General features: G+C 64.4%; 15 protein-coding genes. 6 read left to right on the top strand and 9 right to left on the bottom strand.

Annotated features, from left to right (window positions below; genetic code table 11):
• Positions 1–5: 5 nt before the first annotated feature.
• The 5 genes from KVF90_RS00390 to cysD all read right to left on the bottom strand — a co-directional run bounded on the left by KVF90_RS00390 (position 6) and on the right by cysD (position 6,218).
• On the bottom strand, positions 6–1,256 hold the full coding sequence (locus KVF90_RS00390) for a glycosyltransferase family 4 protein (RefSeq protein WP_264392874.1): 1,251 nt from the start codon (positions 1,254–1,256) through the stop codon (positions 6–8).
• 2 nt (positions 1,257–1,258) lie between these two features.
• Entirely contained in the window at positions 1,259–2,524 is a 1,266-nt protein-coding gene (locus KVF90_RS00385) for a nucleotide sugar dehydrogenase (RefSeq protein ID WP_264392873.1), read from the bottom strand.
• Positions 2,525–2,644: 120 nt separating this feature from the next.
• The gene (locus KVF90_RS00380; RefSeq protein WP_264392872.1) at positions 2,645–3,409 is read right to left on the bottom strand and encodes a 3'(2'),5'-bisphosphate nucleotidase CysQ; all 765 of its coding nucleotides are present in this window, start codon (positions 3,407–3,409) and stop codon (positions 2,645–2,647) included.
• The gene (gene cysN / locus KVF90_RS00375) at positions 3,406–5,316 is read right to left on the bottom strand and encodes a sulfate adenylyltransferase subunit CysN (RefSeq protein ID WP_264392871.1); all 1,911 of its coding nucleotides are present in this window, start codon (positions 5,314–5,316) and stop codon (positions 3,406–3,408) included. The genes KVF90_RS00380 and cysN overlap by 4 nt, the downstream gene beginning before the upstream one ends.
• Positions 5,316–6,218 carry a sulfate adenylyltransferase subunit CysD gene (cysD, locus tag KVF90_RS00370; protein WP_264392870.1) on the bottom strand — a complete coding sequence of 301 codons (903 nt, stop codon included), beginning with the start codon at positions 6,216–6,218 and terminating at the stop codon, positions 5,316–5,318. Before cysD ends, cysN begins: the two co-directional genes overlap by 1 nt.
• Before the next feature lie 154 nt (positions 6,219–6,372).
• Here cysD and KVF90_RS00365 point away from each other — a divergent pair, with 154 nt between their 5' ends.
• Both KVF90_RS00365 and KVF90_RS00360 read left to right on the top strand, forming a co-directional pair.
• Positions 6,373–7,455: a CaiB/BaiF CoA transferase family protein gene (locus KVF90_RS00365; protein ID WP_264392869.1), complete on the top strand. Its 1,083-nt coding sequence runs from the start codon at positions 6,373–6,375 to the stop codon at positions 7,453–7,455.
• The gene (locus tag KVF90_RS00360) at positions 7,455–7,904 is read left to right on the top strand and encodes a MaoC family dehydratase (RefSeq protein WP_264392868.1); all 450 of its coding nucleotides are present in this window, start codon (positions 7,455–7,457) and stop codon (positions 7,902–7,904) included. The genes KVF90_RS00365 and KVF90_RS00360 overlap by 1 nt, the downstream gene beginning before the upstream one ends.
• Here KVF90_RS00360 and KVF90_RS00355 read toward each other — a convergent pair.
• The 4 genes from KVF90_RS00355 to KVF90_RS00340 are packed head-to-tail and all read right to left on the bottom strand — an operon-like array spanning position 7,884 to position 12,230.
• Entirely contained in the window at positions 7,884–9,308 is a 1,425-nt protein-coding gene (locus KVF90_RS00355) for an efflux transporter outer membrane subunit (RefSeq protein ID WP_264392867.1), read from the bottom strand. The two genes, KVF90_RS00360 and KVF90_RS00355, sit on opposite strands and share 21 nt — an antisense overlap.
• Positions 9,309–9,312: 4 nt before the next feature.
• The gene (locus KVF90_RS00350) at positions 9,313–10,299 is read right to left on the bottom strand and encodes an efflux RND transporter periplasmic adaptor subunit (protein ID WP_264392866.1); all 987 of its coding nucleotides are present in this window, start codon (positions 10,297–10,299) and stop codon (positions 9,313–9,315) included.
• A gap of 48 nt (positions 10,300–10,347) precedes the next feature.
• Positions 10,348–11,079 (bottom strand): ABC transporter ATP-binding protein, encoded by a 732-nt coding sequence (locus tag KVF90_RS00345; RefSeq protein WP_264392865.1) that lies wholly within the window; start codon positions 11,077–11,079, stop codon positions 10,348–10,350.
• A gap of 14 nt (positions 11,080–11,093) precedes the next feature.
• Entirely contained in the window at positions 11,094–12,230 is a 1,137-nt protein-coding gene (locus KVF90_RS00340) for an ABC transporter permease (protein WP_264392864.1), read from the bottom strand.
• A gap of 95 nt (positions 12,231–12,325) precedes the next feature.
• Between KVF90_RS00340 and KVF90_RS00335 the strand changes: the two genes are divergently transcribed.
• From KVF90_RS00335 to KVF90_RS00320, 4 genes are all read left to right on the top strand, one after another.
• Complete coding sequence (locus KVF90_RS00335) at positions 12,326–13,000, top strand: TetR/AcrR family transcriptional regulator (protein ID WP_264392863.1); 675 nt, start codon at positions 12,326–12,328, stop codon at positions 12,998–13,000.
• A 106-nt stretch (positions 13,001–13,106) separates the two neighbouring features.
• Positions 13,107–15,074: an ATP-dependent zinc metalloprotease FtsH gene (ftsH, locus tag KVF90_RS00330; protein ID WP_264392861.1), complete on the top strand. Its 1,968-nt coding sequence runs from the start codon at positions 13,107–13,109 to the stop codon at positions 15,072–15,074.
• Between the two features lie 48 nt (positions 15,075–15,122).
• Complete coding sequence (locus KVF90_RS00325) at positions 15,123–15,833, top strand: 2OG-Fe(II) oxygenase (RefSeq protein ID WP_264392860.1); 711 nt, start codon at positions 15,123–15,125, stop codon at positions 15,831–15,833.
• Between the two features lie 25 nt (positions 15,834–15,858).
• Positions 15,859–16,851, top strand: a complete 993-nt coding sequence (locus tag KVF90_RS00320; RefSeq protein WP_264392859.1) for a retroviral-like aspartic protease family protein — start codon at positions 15,859–15,861, stop codon at positions 16,849–16,851.
• The last annotated feature ends 8 nt before the right edge of the window (positions 16,852–16,859 follow it).

The following is a 16,859-nucleotide window of genomic DNA, read 5'->3' as shown; positions in this document are numbered from 1 at the left end:
TTGGCTTACTTCGCCAGCGCCTGCTGGTAGGCGGCGAGCAGCGGTGCAATCTGGTGCTGCCAGTTGAGTTCGTTCACCACGCGCGCACGGCCATAGGCACCCATGCGTTCGCGCGCGGCAGGGTCATCAACCAGCGCGACGATCTTTTCCGCCAGATCGACCGGATCGTTCGGCGCCGCATAGAGCGATGCCTCCTGCGCGGAGAAACGCCCTTCGGTCACATCGAACTGCACCATCGGCTTGCCGAGGCTCATATATTCCATGATCTTGTTCATGGTCGACTTGTCGTTCATCGGATTGACCCGGTCAGGGTTGACGCCGAGGTCCATGGTCGAAAGCACTTCGAACAGGGTCTGGTCGGGCGCGCGTCCGGCGAAGGTGATGAAGTCGTCCAGACCGCGCGCGGCCGTGAGGGCCTGCAACTTGTCGAGTGACGACCCGGCGCCGACCAGCACGAACTGGATGTCCTCGCGGCCCAGCTTGCGCACGATATGATCGGTGGCTTCGATCAGCAGATCGATACCCTCCTGCTCGCCCATGACTCCGACATAGCCGACCATGTGCGCGCGGCCGTTCTTCCAGCTTTCCACCGGCGGCACCAGCTTGAGCCGGGAAAGATCGGGGCCTGAACGCACCACGTGGACGCGATCGGGGGCCATCCCGCCGCGTTCGATGGCAATCTTCCGGTAGGAATGGTTGGTGGCGATTGAGACGTCAGCGGCCTTGAAGGTCATCTTTTCGAACAACCTCATCAGCCACCAGAAGAAGCCCCGCTTGCCGAACTTGGCTTCGTAAAGCTCGGGATTGATGTCGTGGTGATCGAAAATGTAGCGCGTGCCCGCCAGCTTGAACGGCAGCGCGACGAGGACGATCAGATCGGGCGGATTGCAGCCCTGGATCACGTCGATCCGGCGCTTGCGGTGGATCTTCCATGTCAGCACCGTCTCCCAGAACAGCGCGGCGCTGTATTCGGCGAGGAAGCCAAGCGCGGTCTTGGCTTCAAACGGCAGGGGGTGACGGTGGATCTCGATCCCCTCGATCACCTCGAAACGCGCCTCGTATCCCTTGCCGATGGGGCAGATGATCGAAACATGCGCGCCGGCGGCCTTGAGCGTGCGGGCTTCCTGCCACACCCGCCGGTCGAAAGGCAGCGGCAGGTTCTCGACCACGATCAGCACGTGCCGCCCCGCAAGCGGTTCGCCCGGTATGGTGACCGGGATGCCTTCTTCGGCCGTGGTGGCTGCAACGTTACTCATCGTCAGGCGATAGCGCTGGTATCGACGAGCTTGGTACGGTCAATAGCGAGAGTATCGATCAGGCGATTGGTGGCGATGATCCGGGCATATTCGCGGGATTCTGCGGTTTGCTGCGTCACCATCAGATCATCGATGCGCGGCAGCACGGAATAGGCATAGCCGAGGTTCTGGCCGACAAGGCTGCTCGGTGCGACCTTGGGATCGTAGATATCGACGTCGTATCCCGCTTCGAGCAGTTTGCGGGCCATGTCCACCGCCGGGCTTTCGCGCAGGTCGTCGGTCTCCAGCTTGAAGGCGAGGCCAACAAGCAGCACCCTGGCGCCCGCTTCAAGGCCCTGCGTGGCGTGCAGGAACTGGTGATGCTTGTGCGCCTCGTTCGACCGGATCAGCGCATCCACCAAATGTGTCGCCGATCCGGTGTCGGCAGCGATGTATTGCAGCGCGCGGACGTCCTTGGGCAGGCAGCTCCCGCCGAACGGGCCGCCGGGGCGCGTGTAATAGGCGGAAAGGTTGAGCTTGGTGTCGCTCTTGAAGATCGCGTGCACCTCGCTCGCGGAAATGCCGAGGTTCTGGCACACGCGCCCGATCTCATTGGCGAAGGCGACCTTCACCGCATGCCACGAATTGTCGACGAACTTGGTGATCTCGGCCTCGCGCAGGCCGACTTCGAAGACCGGCGCGTTGATGCCCTCGTTGAGCTTTGCCATGTTGGCAGATGGCTTTCCGCCGAGCGTGCCGATGACGATCTTGGGCGGATGGAAGAAATCCTCGATGGCCGAAGCTTCGCGCAGGAATTCGGGATTGTAGACCAGTTCCACGGTCTTTTCCGCTTCCGCGCCGAGGTGGCTTTCGATGATCGGCCAGATGATGTTCTCGCACGATCCGGGACGCATGGTCGAACGGTAGACGAGAGTCAGCGGGCTCGCGCGATCAGGCTTCAGCGCGGCGGCGATTTCACGGGTGACCTGCGCGATAAAGCTCATGTCGTGCGCGCCATCGACGCCTGACGGCGTGCCGACGCAGACGATCGCGATGTCGCAATTGTCGAGTTCGTCCGACACACGGGTGACAGCCTTGATCCGGCCATCGGCATGCGCAGCTGCAATCAGTTCATCGAGGCCGGGTTCGTAAACAGGTGCGCGCCCCGAATTCAGTGCTGCGACCTTGGCGTCGCTGACATCGACGCCGATGATGGTGTGTCCCTGACTGGCAATACAGCCCGCCGCAGCCGAGCCGACATAACCCAGTCCGAAAATCACAACGTTCACAATGTTTCCCCGGTGGCGCGCGGCGACACCCCTAGCTCGTCGATAGCAATCGAATCTTAACGTAGTAAACAGCAGCCCTGCGAACTAACGCAGATAAGCAACACTTGATCGTAAAAGTACCTATAGGCGCACGGTCTGTCCTAGCACAAGTTCCGACCACTCCGGACGACAAATCAATAGGTTGGGCATATAGGTGTCCGCCCGATTATAGACCAGCGGGCGGCCATCGATGCATGAGGCGTGGAGACCATGCGCAAGCGCCACGGCGACGGGGGCGCAGCTGTCCCATTCGTGCTGGCCGCCGGAGTGGAGATAGACCTCGGCCTCGCCGCGCACCACCGCCATCGCCTTGGCCCCGGCACTGCCCATCGCAATCAATTCGCCGCCAAGCGCGGCTGCGACGGCCTCCGCCTCGCGCGGGGGGCGGGTGCGGCTGACGACAAAGCGCGGGCACTCGGCTGGCGGGGGCAGGGGGCGCGGCTGGTCTGATCGCAGCACGATACCGCCGTCCAGCCCCGGCAGGGCCACCGCGCCGACGCGGGGGATGCCATCGACCGCCAGCGCGACATGCACCGCCCAATCGGATCGGCCCTCGCTGTACTCGCGCGTGCCGTCGACCGGATCGATGATCCACACACGCGACTTGGCGAGGCGGGCGGGGTTGTCCTTCTCCTCTTCCGAAAGCAGGCCGTCATCGGGCCGCGCGCTGCGGATCGCGTCACACAGCAGCCGGTTGGCGGCCGCGTCCCCGGCATCGCCCAGCGCCTTGCCGCTCAGCCCGCTGCCCGCGCGCACTTCCAGCAACAGCCGCCCGGCGACTTCGGCCAGTTGCGCGGCCAGCGCGGCATCATCGCGGTAGGCCAAGTTGGGTCCAGAGGGCGTCATTTCAGCGGCAGGATCCGGTCGATGATGTAACGTGCCGCTTCCTCGGGGGTCATGTCCACCGTGTTGACCCGGATTTCCGGATGTTCGGGCGGTTCATAGGGACTGTCGATCCCGGTGAAGTTCTTGAGCTGACCAGAACGTGCCTTCTTGTAGAGCCCCTTCACATCGCGCGCCTCGGCCACCGAGAGTGGCGTGTCGACGAAGATTTCGATGAACTCGCCCTCGGGCAGCATCTTGCGCACCATCTCGCGCTCGGCACGGAAGGGGCTGATGAAGGCGGTGAGCACGATCAGCCCCGCGTCTGCCATCAGTTTGGCGACTTCGCCGACGCGGCGGATATTCTCGATCCGGTCGGCCTCGGTAAAGCCGAGATCGCGGTTGAGGCCGTGGCGCACATTGTCGCCATCCAGCAGGAAGGTGTGCCGGTTCATCACGAACAGCTGCTTTTCGACCTCGTTGGCGATGGTCGATTTGCCGCTGCCCGACAGGCCGGTGAACCACAGCACCCGGGGCCGCTGGTTTTTCATCCCCGCGTGATCGTCCCGCGTGATCGAAACCGGCTGCCAGTGGACGTTTTCGGCACGGCGCAGGTTGAACTCGATCATCCCCGCCGCGACCGTCGCGTTGGTGAACTTGTCGATCAGGATGAACCCGCCGAGGTGGCGGTTGGTGGCATAGGGCTCGAAGGCGACCGGGCGGTCTGTCGCGAATTCGGCGACCCCGATAGCGTTAAGGCCGAGGGTCTTGGCCGCGAGATGTTCGAGGCTGTTGACGTCGATTTCATATTTGGGCGGCTGGACCGTGGCCGTGACCATCTGGGTGCCGAGCTTCAGCCAGTAGCCGCGCCCGGGCTTCAGCGCCTCCTCGTCCATCCACACGAAGGTCGCGCAGAACTGGTCCGAGGCTTGCGGCGGATCGCCTGCGGCGGCGATGAGGTCGCCGCGTGAGCAATCGACCTCGTCGGCGAGGGTGAGGGTGACGGACTGGCCAGCTACTGCTTCGTCAAGATCGCCATCGAAGCTGACGACCCGCGCCACCGTACTGGTCTTGCCAGAGGGCACGATCCGCACCGCATCGCCCGGGCGCACCACGCCGCTGGCGATCTGCCCCGCAAACCCGCGGAAGTCGAGATTGGGGCGGTTGACCCATTGCACAGGCATCCGGAACGGCTGCCCCTGCGCTGCGGCAGCATCGACTTCGACGGTCTCGAGGTGCTGGATCAGTGCCGGCCCACCGTACCAAGGCGTGTTGGCGGACAGCGCCGTGATATTGTCGCCCTTGAAGCCCGAGATCGGAATGGCGGCGAAGTCCGTGATGCCGATGCTGGTCGCAAAGGTGCGGTAATCGGCGACGATGCTGTCAAAAACGGACTGATCGTAACCGACCAGATCCATCTTGTTCACCGCCAGCACCACGTGGCGGATGCCGAGCAGGTGGACGAGGTAGGAGTGCCGCCGCGTCTGTTGCAGCACGCCCTTGCGGGCGTCGATCAGGATCACGGCGAGATCGGCGGTCGATGCGCCGGTCACCATGTTGCGGGTATATTGTTCATGCCCCGGCGTGTCGGCGACGATGAACTTGCGTTTCTCGGTCGTGAAGAAGCGGTAGGCGACGTCGATGGTGATCCCCTGCTCGCGCTCGGCGGCGAGGCCATCGACCAGCAGCGCGAAGTCGATGTTTTCGCCTTGCGTGCCATGCTTCACGCTGTCGCTTTCCAGCGCGGTCAGCTGGTCTTCGAAGATCATCTTGGAATCATAGAGCAGCCGCCCGATCAGGGTGGACTTGCCGTCATCGACCGAGCCGCAGGTGATGAAGCGCAGCAAGCTCTTGTGCTGGTGTGCTTCGAGATAGGCGTCGATATCCTCGGCGATGAGCGCGTCGGTCTGGAAGGACGATTGGTCGTTCATCAGAAGTACCCCTCCGCCTTCTTGTCTTCCATGCTGGCCGACTGCCCCTTGTCGATTGCACGGCCTTGGCGTTCCGATCCGGTGGCGAGCAGCATTTCCTGGATGATGTCGTTCATTGCGGTCGCCTCGCTCACCGTCGCGCCGGTCAGCGGGTAGCAGCCCAGCGTGCGGAAGCGGACGGAACGCGTCACCGGCTCCTCGCCCGGTTCCAGCCGGAACCGGCCATCATCAACCACCAGCAGCATCCCGTCGCGCTCCACCGTGGGGCGGGGCTTGCTGAAATAGAGCGGCACGATGCCGATGTTTTCGAGCGCGATATATTGCCAGATGTCGAGCTCGGTCCAGTTGGAGATCGGGAAGACGCGGATGCTTTCGCCCTTGGCCTTCTTGGCATTGTAGAGGTTCCACAATTCCGGGCGCTGGTTCTTCGGGTCCCAGCGGTGTGCGGCGCTGCGGAAGCTGAAAATGCGTTCCTTGGCGCGGGCCTTTTCCTCGTCGCGCCGCCCGCCGCCGAAGGCTGCATCGAAGCCGTGTGCGGTCAGCGCGCGCTTCAAGGGGTCGGTGAGCTGGGCCTGACTATAGAGTGCGCTGCCCGTGTCGAAGGGATTGATGCCCTGCGCCTCGGCCTCGTCATTCTGGGCGATGATCAGCCGCAGCCCGTATTCGCGCACGGTCTTGTCACGATGGGCGAGCAGATCGGCGAAGTCCCACCCGCTTGCCACATGCAACATCGGGAAGGGCGGGGGCGCAGGGTAGAAGGCCTTGCGCGCCAGATGCAGCATCACCGAACTGTCCTTGCCCACCGAATAGAGCATGACCGGGTTCTCCGCCTCGGCCACGACCTCGCGGAAGATGTGGATGCTTTCGGCTTCGAGCCGTTCGAGATGGGTAAGGGAGCGCATGATGGTGCAGTTAGACGCTCAAATGCCGCTCACAAGCAAGATTGCCTTGTGCATGGCCAAGGCGAGGCTTTGAAGGGTGGCAGGGGGGCTGGCAATGTGGAGACTTGCTCTCGCTCGGCCGGCTTGCTTAAGGCTGGGGCAAAGGGAGAGACATATGAGCCAATCGTCAGGGCCGCTTTCGGGCCTTCGCGTTCTCGAATTCAGCGGTATCGGGCCGGGGCCGCACGTTGCGATGCTGCTGGCCGATCTGGGGGCCGAAGTGGTGCGGATCGACCGGCCGGGGGCAGGGGTGAGCAACCCCGTGGTCGAACGCGCGCGGCACCGGCTGGCGGTCGATCTGAAAAGCGACGAGGGCAAAGCGGCAGTGCGCGCTGCTGCCGCCCACGCCGACGTGCTGATTGAAGGCTTCCGCCCCGGGGTGATGGAGCGGCTGGGGCTGGGGCCGGAGGCGCTGCTCGCCGCCAACCCGCGCCTTGTCTATGCCCGCATGACCGGTTGGGGGCAGGACGGGCCGCTCGCGCAGGCTGCCGGGCACGACATCAATTATATCGCCATCACCGGCGCGCTTGCGGCGGTCGGCAAGGCTGGCGAGACCGCGACCCCGCCACAGAACCTCGTCGGCGATTTCGGCGGCGGGTCGATGTATTGCGCCTTCGGGATCATGGCGGCGCTCTATGAACGCGAACGCTCGGGCAAGGGGCAGGTCGTCGATGCTGCGATTGTCGACGGGGCGACCAGCCTGATGAGCTTCTTCTTCGGCGTGCGCCATCTGCCGCACCTCTCCACGGAGCGGGGCAAGGGGATGCTCGGCGGGGCGGCGCATTTCTACCGCTGCTTCAAATGCGCGGACGGGAAGGAAATCTCATTGGGGTCGATCGAGCCGCAGTTCTATGCCGAGATGCTCCAGCGCGCCGGTGCGCCCGAGGAACTCGCGCAGGCGCAGATGAATCCCGCCAACTGGGACGACTACGCCGAAAAGCTGGCCGCATTGTTCCTGACGAAGACGCAGGCCGAATGGTGCGAATTGCTCGAAGGGACCGACGCCTGCTTCGCCCCCGTGCTGGGGATCGAGGAAGCGCGTGACCATCCGCACATGAAGGCGCGCGGAGCTTACGTGGAGCATGACGGCGCATGGCACACTGCCCCCGCCCCCCGCTTCAGCCGCACGCCGGGGGCGGTGCGTTCCAGCGCCGATGATGGCGCGGACGTCGTCTCCCGTTGGCAGGGGGCCGCGTAATGGCGGGCAAGTTCTTCGACGAATGGGTGGTGGGCGAACGGATCGAACACCCGATCCGCCGGACAGTGACCGAGACCGACAACCTGCTGTTCTCCACGATGACCCACAACCCGCAGCCGCTGCACATCGATGTGGAAGCCGCCAAGGCAAGCGGGTTCGGGCAGATCCTCGTCAACTCCACTTTCACCTTCAGCCTGCTGGTCGGCCTGTCGGTAGGGGAGACGACGCTGGGCACGCTGGTCGCCAATCTCGGCTTCGACAAGGTCGTGACACCCAAACCGGTGTTCATCGGCGATACCCTGCGCGCCTATTCCGAGGTCAAGGACTTGCGCGAAAGCAAGTCGCGGCCCGATGCCGGGATCGTCACCTGGGTCCATGAAATGTGGAACCAGCGCGACGAGGTGGTGTGCCGGTGTGAACGTTCGGCCTTAATCCACCGTCGCGGCTGAGGCCATCACCTCGCCGCCCAGTGCCTGCCACAACACGATCCGCGCGCGGGCTGCCCGGCCCAATGCCGCCGCTGCCCGCTCGCCGCTTGAATCTGCCGCGCGGCGGGCTTCGAGCACTTCGAGGAAGCTGGCAAGGCCCGCACGGTAGCGGGTTTCGGCAAGGCTGGCGGCGCGGGTCAGCTGATCGCGCTCGTTGACCGAAAGCTGCGCCTCGGCATCGGCTGCTGCCACCACGCCGTAAGCGGCCTCGGCATCGCCCAGAGCGGTGAACACCGCCCCGCGATAGGCAGCAAAGGCAGCGCGCTTGTCGGCTGCGGCGAGGTCAATCCCGGCACCGACCCGTCCGAAATCGAGCAGCGGCCCGGCAATCCCGGCGGTCAGCGTGCCGATGATGGAGTCGTTGAAGAAATCTTCGGGATCGAAAGCCAGAAGCCCGATGACGCCGGACAAGGTGATGCGCGGGAAGCGGGCGCGTGCGGCGGCGGCGAGGTCGGCATCACTGGCGGCGAGGTTCGCAGCGGCAGCGGCCACATCGGGGCGGTTGGCGAGGAGTTCGGAAGGCAAGCCGGCGGGCGCAGGCGCGGGGGCCAGCACCGGCGCGGCGGTCGCCAGCGCGGCGCGCACGCTGGCTGCGTTTTCGCCGGTCAGCGTCACAAGCCGTCCGATCAGCCGCGCGCGTTCGCTATCGAGCGCGGCGAGCCGGACTTGCGATGAACTCGCGGTCGCCTCGGCCCGGACGCGGTCGAAACCGGGGGCGATGCCTGCGTTCTCCCGCACCTTCGCCAGCGCTGCGAGCTGCTGTGCGGCGCGCATATCCTCGCTGATGGCAGCGGCGCGCGCGTCGAGCACCCGCCAGTCGGTGATGCTGGCAGCAATCTCGGCAAGCAGGCTCAGCCGCACAGCTTGGGCCTGCGCGCTGGCGGCATCGATCCGGGCAAGCGCGGCGCGCTCTTCCGCCTTGAGGCGCCCGAAAATGTCCGGGTCCCAGCTCGCCGTGATGTTCGCGCCATAAGAAGTCTGCTCGCGCGGGATGAAGCCCTGCTGCCCCGCCTGACCGAACTGCGCGGGGTTGATACGGTTGCGGGTGACGTCGCCATCGGCGCCGATGTTGGGCAGGCGCTCCGCCCCGGCGCGGCGGGCGCCGGCACGCGCCGCGTCGATCCGCGCCACCGCTTCGGCAAGGCTGGGGCCCTGCGCAAGCGCGGCTTGGGACAGCGCGCGATAGGCCGGATCGCCTTCCGGCATTAGCGCGGCGAGTGCCGTGCCGGTGCCCCCGTCGGGCTGGAAGAAGAACGCCTGCGGCAGATCGGGCGCGGGCGTCGCGATCTCGGGTGCGGGCTGCATCACGCAGGCGGCGAGCGCCAGCGGGAGCAAGGCCACAGCAGCGGAGGAAATGCGGCGCATGGCCTCAGTTCCCCTTCTTGGCAGCCGCGCCAGGCTTGGCCGGGATGAAGGCATCGATCTGCTGGCCGACGCGGAAAGCATCGCTCGGCGGGAGGGCGTAGATCAGCTGGAGCACGCGCACATCGACGCGTTCGGCGGCGCTGTTGGTCAGCGAACGCTTGGGCACCACTTGCGGTTCGGCCCGCACGAAGGTGGCATTGACGTGCAGCTCGGCAGCGCCGCGCGGGGAGATCACTGCAGGCTCGCCCAGCGCAACGCGCGCCACTTCGTTCTCGTCGATGTCGACGCGCACGTGCAGCGGGTTGGTCTCGCCCATCTGGATGAAGGGTTGGCTGTTGCCGCCGCCCTGTGTGGCTACGAACTCGCCCGCACGGATATTCACCGCGAGGATCTCGCCCGCAATCGGCGCGCGGATCACCAGTCGCTCGATCTCGGTGCGCGCGGTAGCGGCGGCGGACTGGGCGGAGGCAAGGCGCGCACGGGCGAGCCCGAGGCGGCTGGTCGCGGCGGCTTCCTCCCCCTCGGCGCGGATCACCTCGGACCGGCTGACGGCAGCGGTGTCGGTCAGGTTGCGATACAGCGCCAGCTGCTCACGCGCGGTCTTTTGCGCGGCGCTAGCCTCGGCAATCGATGCGCGCGCTTCCTGGATTGCGGCATTGGCCTGATCGAACTGCGCGCGGGCGGCGCGGGCGTCCACCAGGAATAGCACGTCACCCTTCGCGACCCTGTCGCCGGGGCGTACCCGGACATCGGTGACGAGGCCCGATAGTGCCGAGCCGATGTCGATCACTTCGCTCGCCGGCTCGACAATTCCGGCCCCTGCGACGCGCGGCTGGTTGGCAAGCTTGCCGACTGCCTTGGGCGGCTGCTCGGTCGGCTCGGCGGTCGAACGGTCGGGCAGGCCGAAAAAGATCAGCCAGGCGGCAAAGGCCACGCCGATCAGCGCGGCAATCGGCAGGATCTGGCGGGCAAAGCTCACATTGCGCAGCATGGCGTCCTCAGCGGGTTCAGGAGGGAGAGGGGGGCGGAAAGAGCCGCATCAATGATCATCGGGCATTTCCTTGCCGTCATGGGTGATGCGTCCGTCTTCCAGAACGATGATCCGGTCAGCCAGATCGAAGATGCGGTTATCGTGGGTGACGATGATGCAGGCGCGATCCGGTGCGACCGCGACTTCGCGCAGCAGGTCCATCACCCGGCGGCCCGAACTGGCGTCGAGCGCGGCGGTCGGCTCGTCGCACACGACAAGGCGCGGTTCGTGCACCAGTGCGCGGGCGATGGCGACGCGCTGCTGCTGCCCGCCGGAAAGCTGGCGCGGCAGCTTGTCGGCCTGATTGCCGATGTTGAGCTTGTCGAGCAGCACCTTGGCCCGCTCGCGCGCTTCCTCGCGGGGTACACCCTGCGCGATCAGCGGTACGGCGGCGTTGCTGGCAACATCAATCGAGGGGATCAGGTTATACTGCTGGAAGATGAAGCCGATATTGTTGAGCCGGAACTTCACCAGTTCGGTGTCCGACAGCTTGTAGATGTCGGTGCCGAACACCTTCACCTCGCCCTCGGTCGGCCACAGGATGCCGCACATGATCGAGATCAGCGTCGTCTTGCCCGACCCGCTCTCGCCCACGACATAGGTCATCTCGCCCGGGCGGATATCGGTATTGATGTCGTGCAGCACGCGGATGGTGGTCTGCCCGGCCTCGAAATCGCGCGAGATGCCGCGCGCGCAGATCGCCGCTTCGGGGGCGCAACCGCCGATGGTTGTTGTGTCCATGATTGCTTCCCCGCTCACCTGAACACCGATGCCGGTTCGGTATTGAGCACAGAGCGGATCGCGATCAGGCCGGTGATGGCCAGGATCACGAAAACCGCAGCGAGACTGATGAGCGGGATCTGCCAAGGAATGTAGAACCCCTTGAAGAAGGGATTGGCGCCGAAACCCTTGATGAAGGCGACCGTGCCGATCACCCCCAGCGCATAGCCGATCAGACCGACCATTCCCGCCTGCGCCGCGACCATCTGCACGATCTTGGCATTGGTGACGCCAATCGCCTTCAAGGCGCCGAACTGCTTGATGTTGTCACGCAGGAACAGGCTGAAGGTCAGGCCGACAATCGCCACGCCAACCACGAATCCGAGAAACACGGTGATGCCGAAATTGGTGGGGATGCCGGTGTTCTCGATGATGAAATCGACGCCTGCGCGCGCAAATTCTGTGCGGGTTTCCGCCTTCAACCCCGTCTCAGCCTCGATCCGCGCGGCGACGGCCTCGGGCGTTTCGCCTTCGCTCACGCCGACCAGCACGAAGGACAGGCGGTTGCGGGTGCCGGGGACGAAGTTCAATGCGTTGGAATAGCGGGTGTAGAGCACCACGGTGCTGGTGAAGCTGGGGATCGAATCCGCGATGCCGCGAATCACCGCACGCTGGTCATTGAGTTCGAGCCGCTCGCCGATCGCGCTTGCGCCGTTGGAGAACAGGCGGGTCGTGCCGACATCGTCGATCACCACGGTATCGGGGGCGAACAGCACAGCCCTGTCACCATCGGCCATGCGCTTGGGCAGGCCGATCAGCGTTGAATCGTCGACCCCGATCACCGCCACGCCCTCAAGGTCGCCGTCCTTGGTGCGGACGTTGGCCTGCGCCCGCAGGTGCGGCACCGCCCATTCGACTCCGCGCACCGACCGCACCTTGTCGAGCGCGGTTCCCGGCATGGCATAGCTGACATCGGTCGTGCGGCTGACCGGGTCCATCACCCACACCTCGGCCTCGGGCGCGTTGTAAACGCCGCTCGCCCCGCGTTCGACGAGGTTGACGAAGATCGTCATCTGCTGGGTGATAAGGAGGGTGGAAAAACCGATACCGAACAACAGCCCATAGAACTTCTGGGCGTCCCCGGTGAGCATCCTGATGGCGATCCAAAGCACGTTGGCAGGAACCTTTATCAGCAGATAGGGTTGCGCGAATAATCGATTCGGCGCATTATTGAACGGTAGCGTTTAACTGAACGGAGCCGTTCATTTTGTCAATCGGAGGTTCATCCGAGCCCGAAAATAATTCTGGTCGGCGCAAGGTCGGGCGGCCGCTCGACGCTGCCAAACGGTCTGCGATTGTCCATGCTGCGGCACATCACTTCTTTCATCACGGTTACGCCGCCACCGCGATCGAGCAGGTCGCTTCCGACGCGGGCGTTTCCAAGGTGACGATCTACAACCAGTTCGGCGACAAGCGCGCCTTGTTCGCCGCAGCGGTCGAATCCGAATGCGAAAAGATGCGCGGGCATTTCTCCATGGATGCGATGCCGCAGGGCACGATCCGCGAGCGTCTGACAGCCATCGGCCAGGCGATCTTCGCCTTTCTGTTCCGCCCGGAAATGATGCAGTTCGAACGCCGTATTGCGGCCGAGACCGAAGTGGATCCGGCAATCGGCGCGGCCTTTCTCGAAGCCGGGCCGCGGCGCATGAAGCAGGCCTTCGGCGCATGGCTTGCGCACGCGGTGGAGGCGGGTGAGCTGGTCATTCCCGACCCTATGCTCGCTGCCGAGCAATTCGTTTCGATGTGCAAGGGCATGGGCGATCTCGAACGGCGGTTCGGTGCGGAGGTTTGCCCGGCACAGCGCGACCATCGGATCGCAGGCGCGGTCGACGTTTTCCTCGCCGCCTACGGCACGCATGCTGCGCGCGCGCAGGATCGATAATTCGCATCACGCTGTTCGAAAATTAGCATCACGCGCAGTCCGGCGCATTATCTTGCCATTCAGCCTCAGCGTCCTACATTGTGGATGACGAAAGGAATTGCCCGAGATGAGTCAGCCGAACGAACCCCAGCCGCAAGGCGAAGGCCCCAACCCCTGGGTCAAGCAGCTGATGATCTGGGGCGGGATTTTTCTCGCCCTGCTGCTCGTCGTGACCATGTTCAGCAACGCGGGCCAGACGGCCGGCACGGCGATGCGCTATTCCGACTTCCGCTCCGCAGTGGCGGAAGGCGAGGTGCAGGATGTGCAGATCGGTGAAGAACTGATCACCGGCACGCTCAAGAACGGCGAGGCATTCACCACCGTCCCTGTGCCCAATGATGTCGAAATCACCAAGCTGATGGAAGACAACGGCGTGCGCTTCACCGGCAAGCAGCGTGAAGGGCAGAACGTCCTTCTTTTCATCCTGCTCAATTCCCTGCCGTTCATCCTCATCCTCGGCATCGCCTTCTTCGCGCTGCGTCAGGTGCAGAAGGGCGGCGGCGGCGGCGCGATGGGCTTCGGCAAGTCCAAGGCCAAGATGCTGACCGAACGTTCGGGCCGCGTGACGTTTGACGACGTTGCCGGTATCGATGAAGCGCGCGAGGAACTTCAGGAAATCGTCGAATTCCTGCGCGATCCGCAGCGGTTCTCAAAGCTCGGCGGCCAGATCCCCAAGGGCGCGCTGCTGGTCGGCTCGCCCGGTACCGGCAAGACCCTGCTGGCCCGCGCCATCGCGGGTGAAGCGGGCGTGCCGTTCTTCACCATCTCGGGTTCCGACTTTGTCGAGATGTTCGTCGGCGTCGGCGCGAGCCGTGTGCGCGACATGTTCGAGCAAGCCAAGAAGAACGCGCCGTGCATCGTCTTCATCGACGAAATCGACGCGGTCGGCCGTTCGCGTGGCAACGGCCTCGGCAATTCGAATGACGAGCGCGAGCAGACGCTGAACCAGCTGCTGGTGGAGATGGATGGCTTCGAAGCCAATGAAGGCATCATCATCATCGCCGCGACCAACCGCCCCGACGTGCTTGACCCTGCGCTGCTGCGTCCGGGCCGGTTCGATCGTCAGGTGGTCGTCCCCATCCCCGATATCGACGGGCGCGAGAAGATCCTCGGCGTGCACATGAAGAAGGTGCCGCTGGCCCCCGACGTCAACTCGCGCGTGATTGCGCGGGGCACTCCGGGCTTCTCGGGTGCGGACCTTGCCAACCTCGTCAACGAAGCCGCCTTGCTGGCCGCGCGCCGCAACAAGCGGTTGGTGGCAATGCAGGAGTTCGAGGACGCCAAGGACAAGGTCATGATGGGCGCGGAGCGTCGCAGCATGGTGATGACCGACGACGAAAAGCGCATGACCGCCTATCACGAGGCCGGCCACGCCATCGTCTCGGTGCACGAAGAAGCGTCCGATCCGATCCACAAGGCGACCATCATCCCGCGCGGTCGTGCGCTGGGCATGGTGATGCGTCTGCCGGAGCGTGACAGCTATTCCTACCACCGCGACAAGATGCACGCGAACCTCTCGGTCAGCATGGGCGGCCGTGTGGCGGAGGAGATCATCTTCGGCCACAGCAAGGTCAGCTCGGGTGCCTCCTCGGACATCCAGTATGCGACCAAACTGGCGCGCAGCATGGTGACCCAGTGGGGCATGTCGGACAAGCTCGGCCCGCTCCAGTACGAGGAGCAGTCCGAGGGCTATCTGGGTTACGGGGCCTCGCAGCGGACATTCCGTTCGGGCCAGACCAACGAGTTGATCGACAACGAGATCAAGGGCCTTGTCGAAGGTGCTCATGCCCGCGCCACCGACATCCTCAAGACTCACGAGGACCAGCTCCACCTGCTCGCCCAGGCGCTGCTCGAATACGAGACGCTGACTGGCGATGAGATCAATTCGCTGCTCGAAAACGGCAAGATTGATCGTCCCGATACCCCGCGTGGACCGCTGGTCGCCAACCCCGTGCGTGGATCGGCGATCCCCAAGGCGGGCAAGCGCTTCGGTGCCAAGGATGCTGGTGGTGACGAGGCTCCGCAGGGGGCGTAAGCCAATCCAGCGGCTGCATACCGACCTGATAGGTTAGGCTCCGCTGTGGTGTTCACGCTTCATGAAGCAATCGACGCCGACGCGCTCGCTGCGGAATATGCCCGTAGCGGGCGCGTTACGATTGCACCGTTTCTGGCAGACGCCGAGGCCGAGGCACTCCACCATCAACTCCGCGAACGGGGCGATTGGCGGAAGGTCATCAACAGCGGTGCAGAGCGAGTGTTCGAACTCGACCGTGCGGCACAAGGCGGCATGTCAGCTGACCAGCGCAGTGCTCTCGACGAGGCTGTTTACGCAGGCGCGCGGCACGATTTCCAGTTCCGCTACGAGACCGTGCGGGTCCCCGATGAAGATGCTGCGCGCGCTGCATCCGAAGACCCGTTGTTCGCCTTTGCCCGGTTCATGTCCTCCGGTCCTGCCCGAGAACTTCTGCGTACCGTGACCGGCACGGCGGCCATCCGCTTCGCCGATGCGCAAGCGACGGCCTATTCGCCAGGCGATTTCCTGACACGTCACGACGACGCGGTAGCGGGAAAGAATCGCGTGGCGGCCTATGTGATGAGCCTCAATCCCGTCTGGCGCATCGAATGGGGCGGCCTGCTGCTGATGCACGACGCACAGGGTCATGGTGCCGCTGCGCTGGTGCCCGGGTTTAACCGGCTCAACCTGTTCAGCGTCCCGCAGATGCATTCCGTTTCGGAAGTCACGCGGGCGGCGCCCTACCGCCGGTACTCGATCACAGGTTGGCTGCGGAGCTGACGTCAGCCCCGCCACCGTGGTCAGAATGCGTGTAGCGCGTAAATCTCCGGATTTGACACCCTCCGCTTTAGTGTATTATTGCAGCAATACACAACAGCGAGGCTCTCCAATGTCCAATGCATGGCGTTCTTTGTCGGTCTTTGCGGCGATCGCAGGTGCCGCCTTTCCCGCAGCCGCCTCACCGCCGACGCAAGCCTGTGCGCTGGCGGCGGACCTGTCGGCTGGCGTGAATGGCGATCCCGTGGTTGATCTGCCGTTCCGGACAATCGACGGCAGGATCTATCTCGATGTTCTGGTCGACGGGCGCGGGCCGTTTGTCTTTGCTGTCGATACTGGTGCAAGCGGGATTGGCCGCGCCGATGCCAGCCTCGTTGCCGAACTGGCACTGCCTTATGACGGGGAAGGCCAGACGTCGGATGGCATCGCGACAGCCAAGGTCGACACCGTGCGCATCGCCAGCTTGGCGCTGGGCGACCTGGTGCGAAGCGACGTGTCGGTCATTGCCCGCGATTACCGCAGCCGTGTTTCAGCCGAAGCGGCCTTCTCCGGCATTTTGGGACGCGAATTCTTCGCTGATGGCTTGCTGATGATCGACTTCCCGGCAAAACGCCTCCGGTTCTTCAACAGCAGCGAACTGCGCGCCGATCAGTCCGGCGCAATGGCATATGAACGCGCTTTCCGTGTGCCCGTCACCCTCGGGTCCATGAAGACCACAGGTAATCTCGATACCGGAGCAGATGTCACCCTCGTCATCCCCGCTGCGCTCTATGACCAGTTGCAAGGTGCACCGTTGCAATCGGCTGGCAACGTCAGCCTGACCAATACGCGCATCGAATCTTCGGCAGGGCAATTCGCTGGCCCGGTGCAGGTCGGAGAAGCCACGCTGACTGACGTGCCTGTCCGGGTGGTTGCCGAGTTTCCCGAGGTTCTGGTCGGTGCTCATGCTCTGAAGGGTCAAAGGGTTTTGATCGACCAGCGGCACAAGGCCGTGGCTGTCTGTCCCTCTCAGGTTCCATGAAGCGGCGC

The sequence above is a fragment of the Porphyrobacter sp. ULC335 genome (genome assembly GCF_025917005.1).
Taxonomy (GTDB): domain Bacteria; phylum Pseudomonadota; class Alphaproteobacteria; order Sphingomonadales; family Sphingomonadaceae; genus Erythrobacter.
The sequence above is the reverse complement of the archived record's forward strand: the minus strand, read 5'-3'. Positions and strand labels throughout refer to the sequence as shown.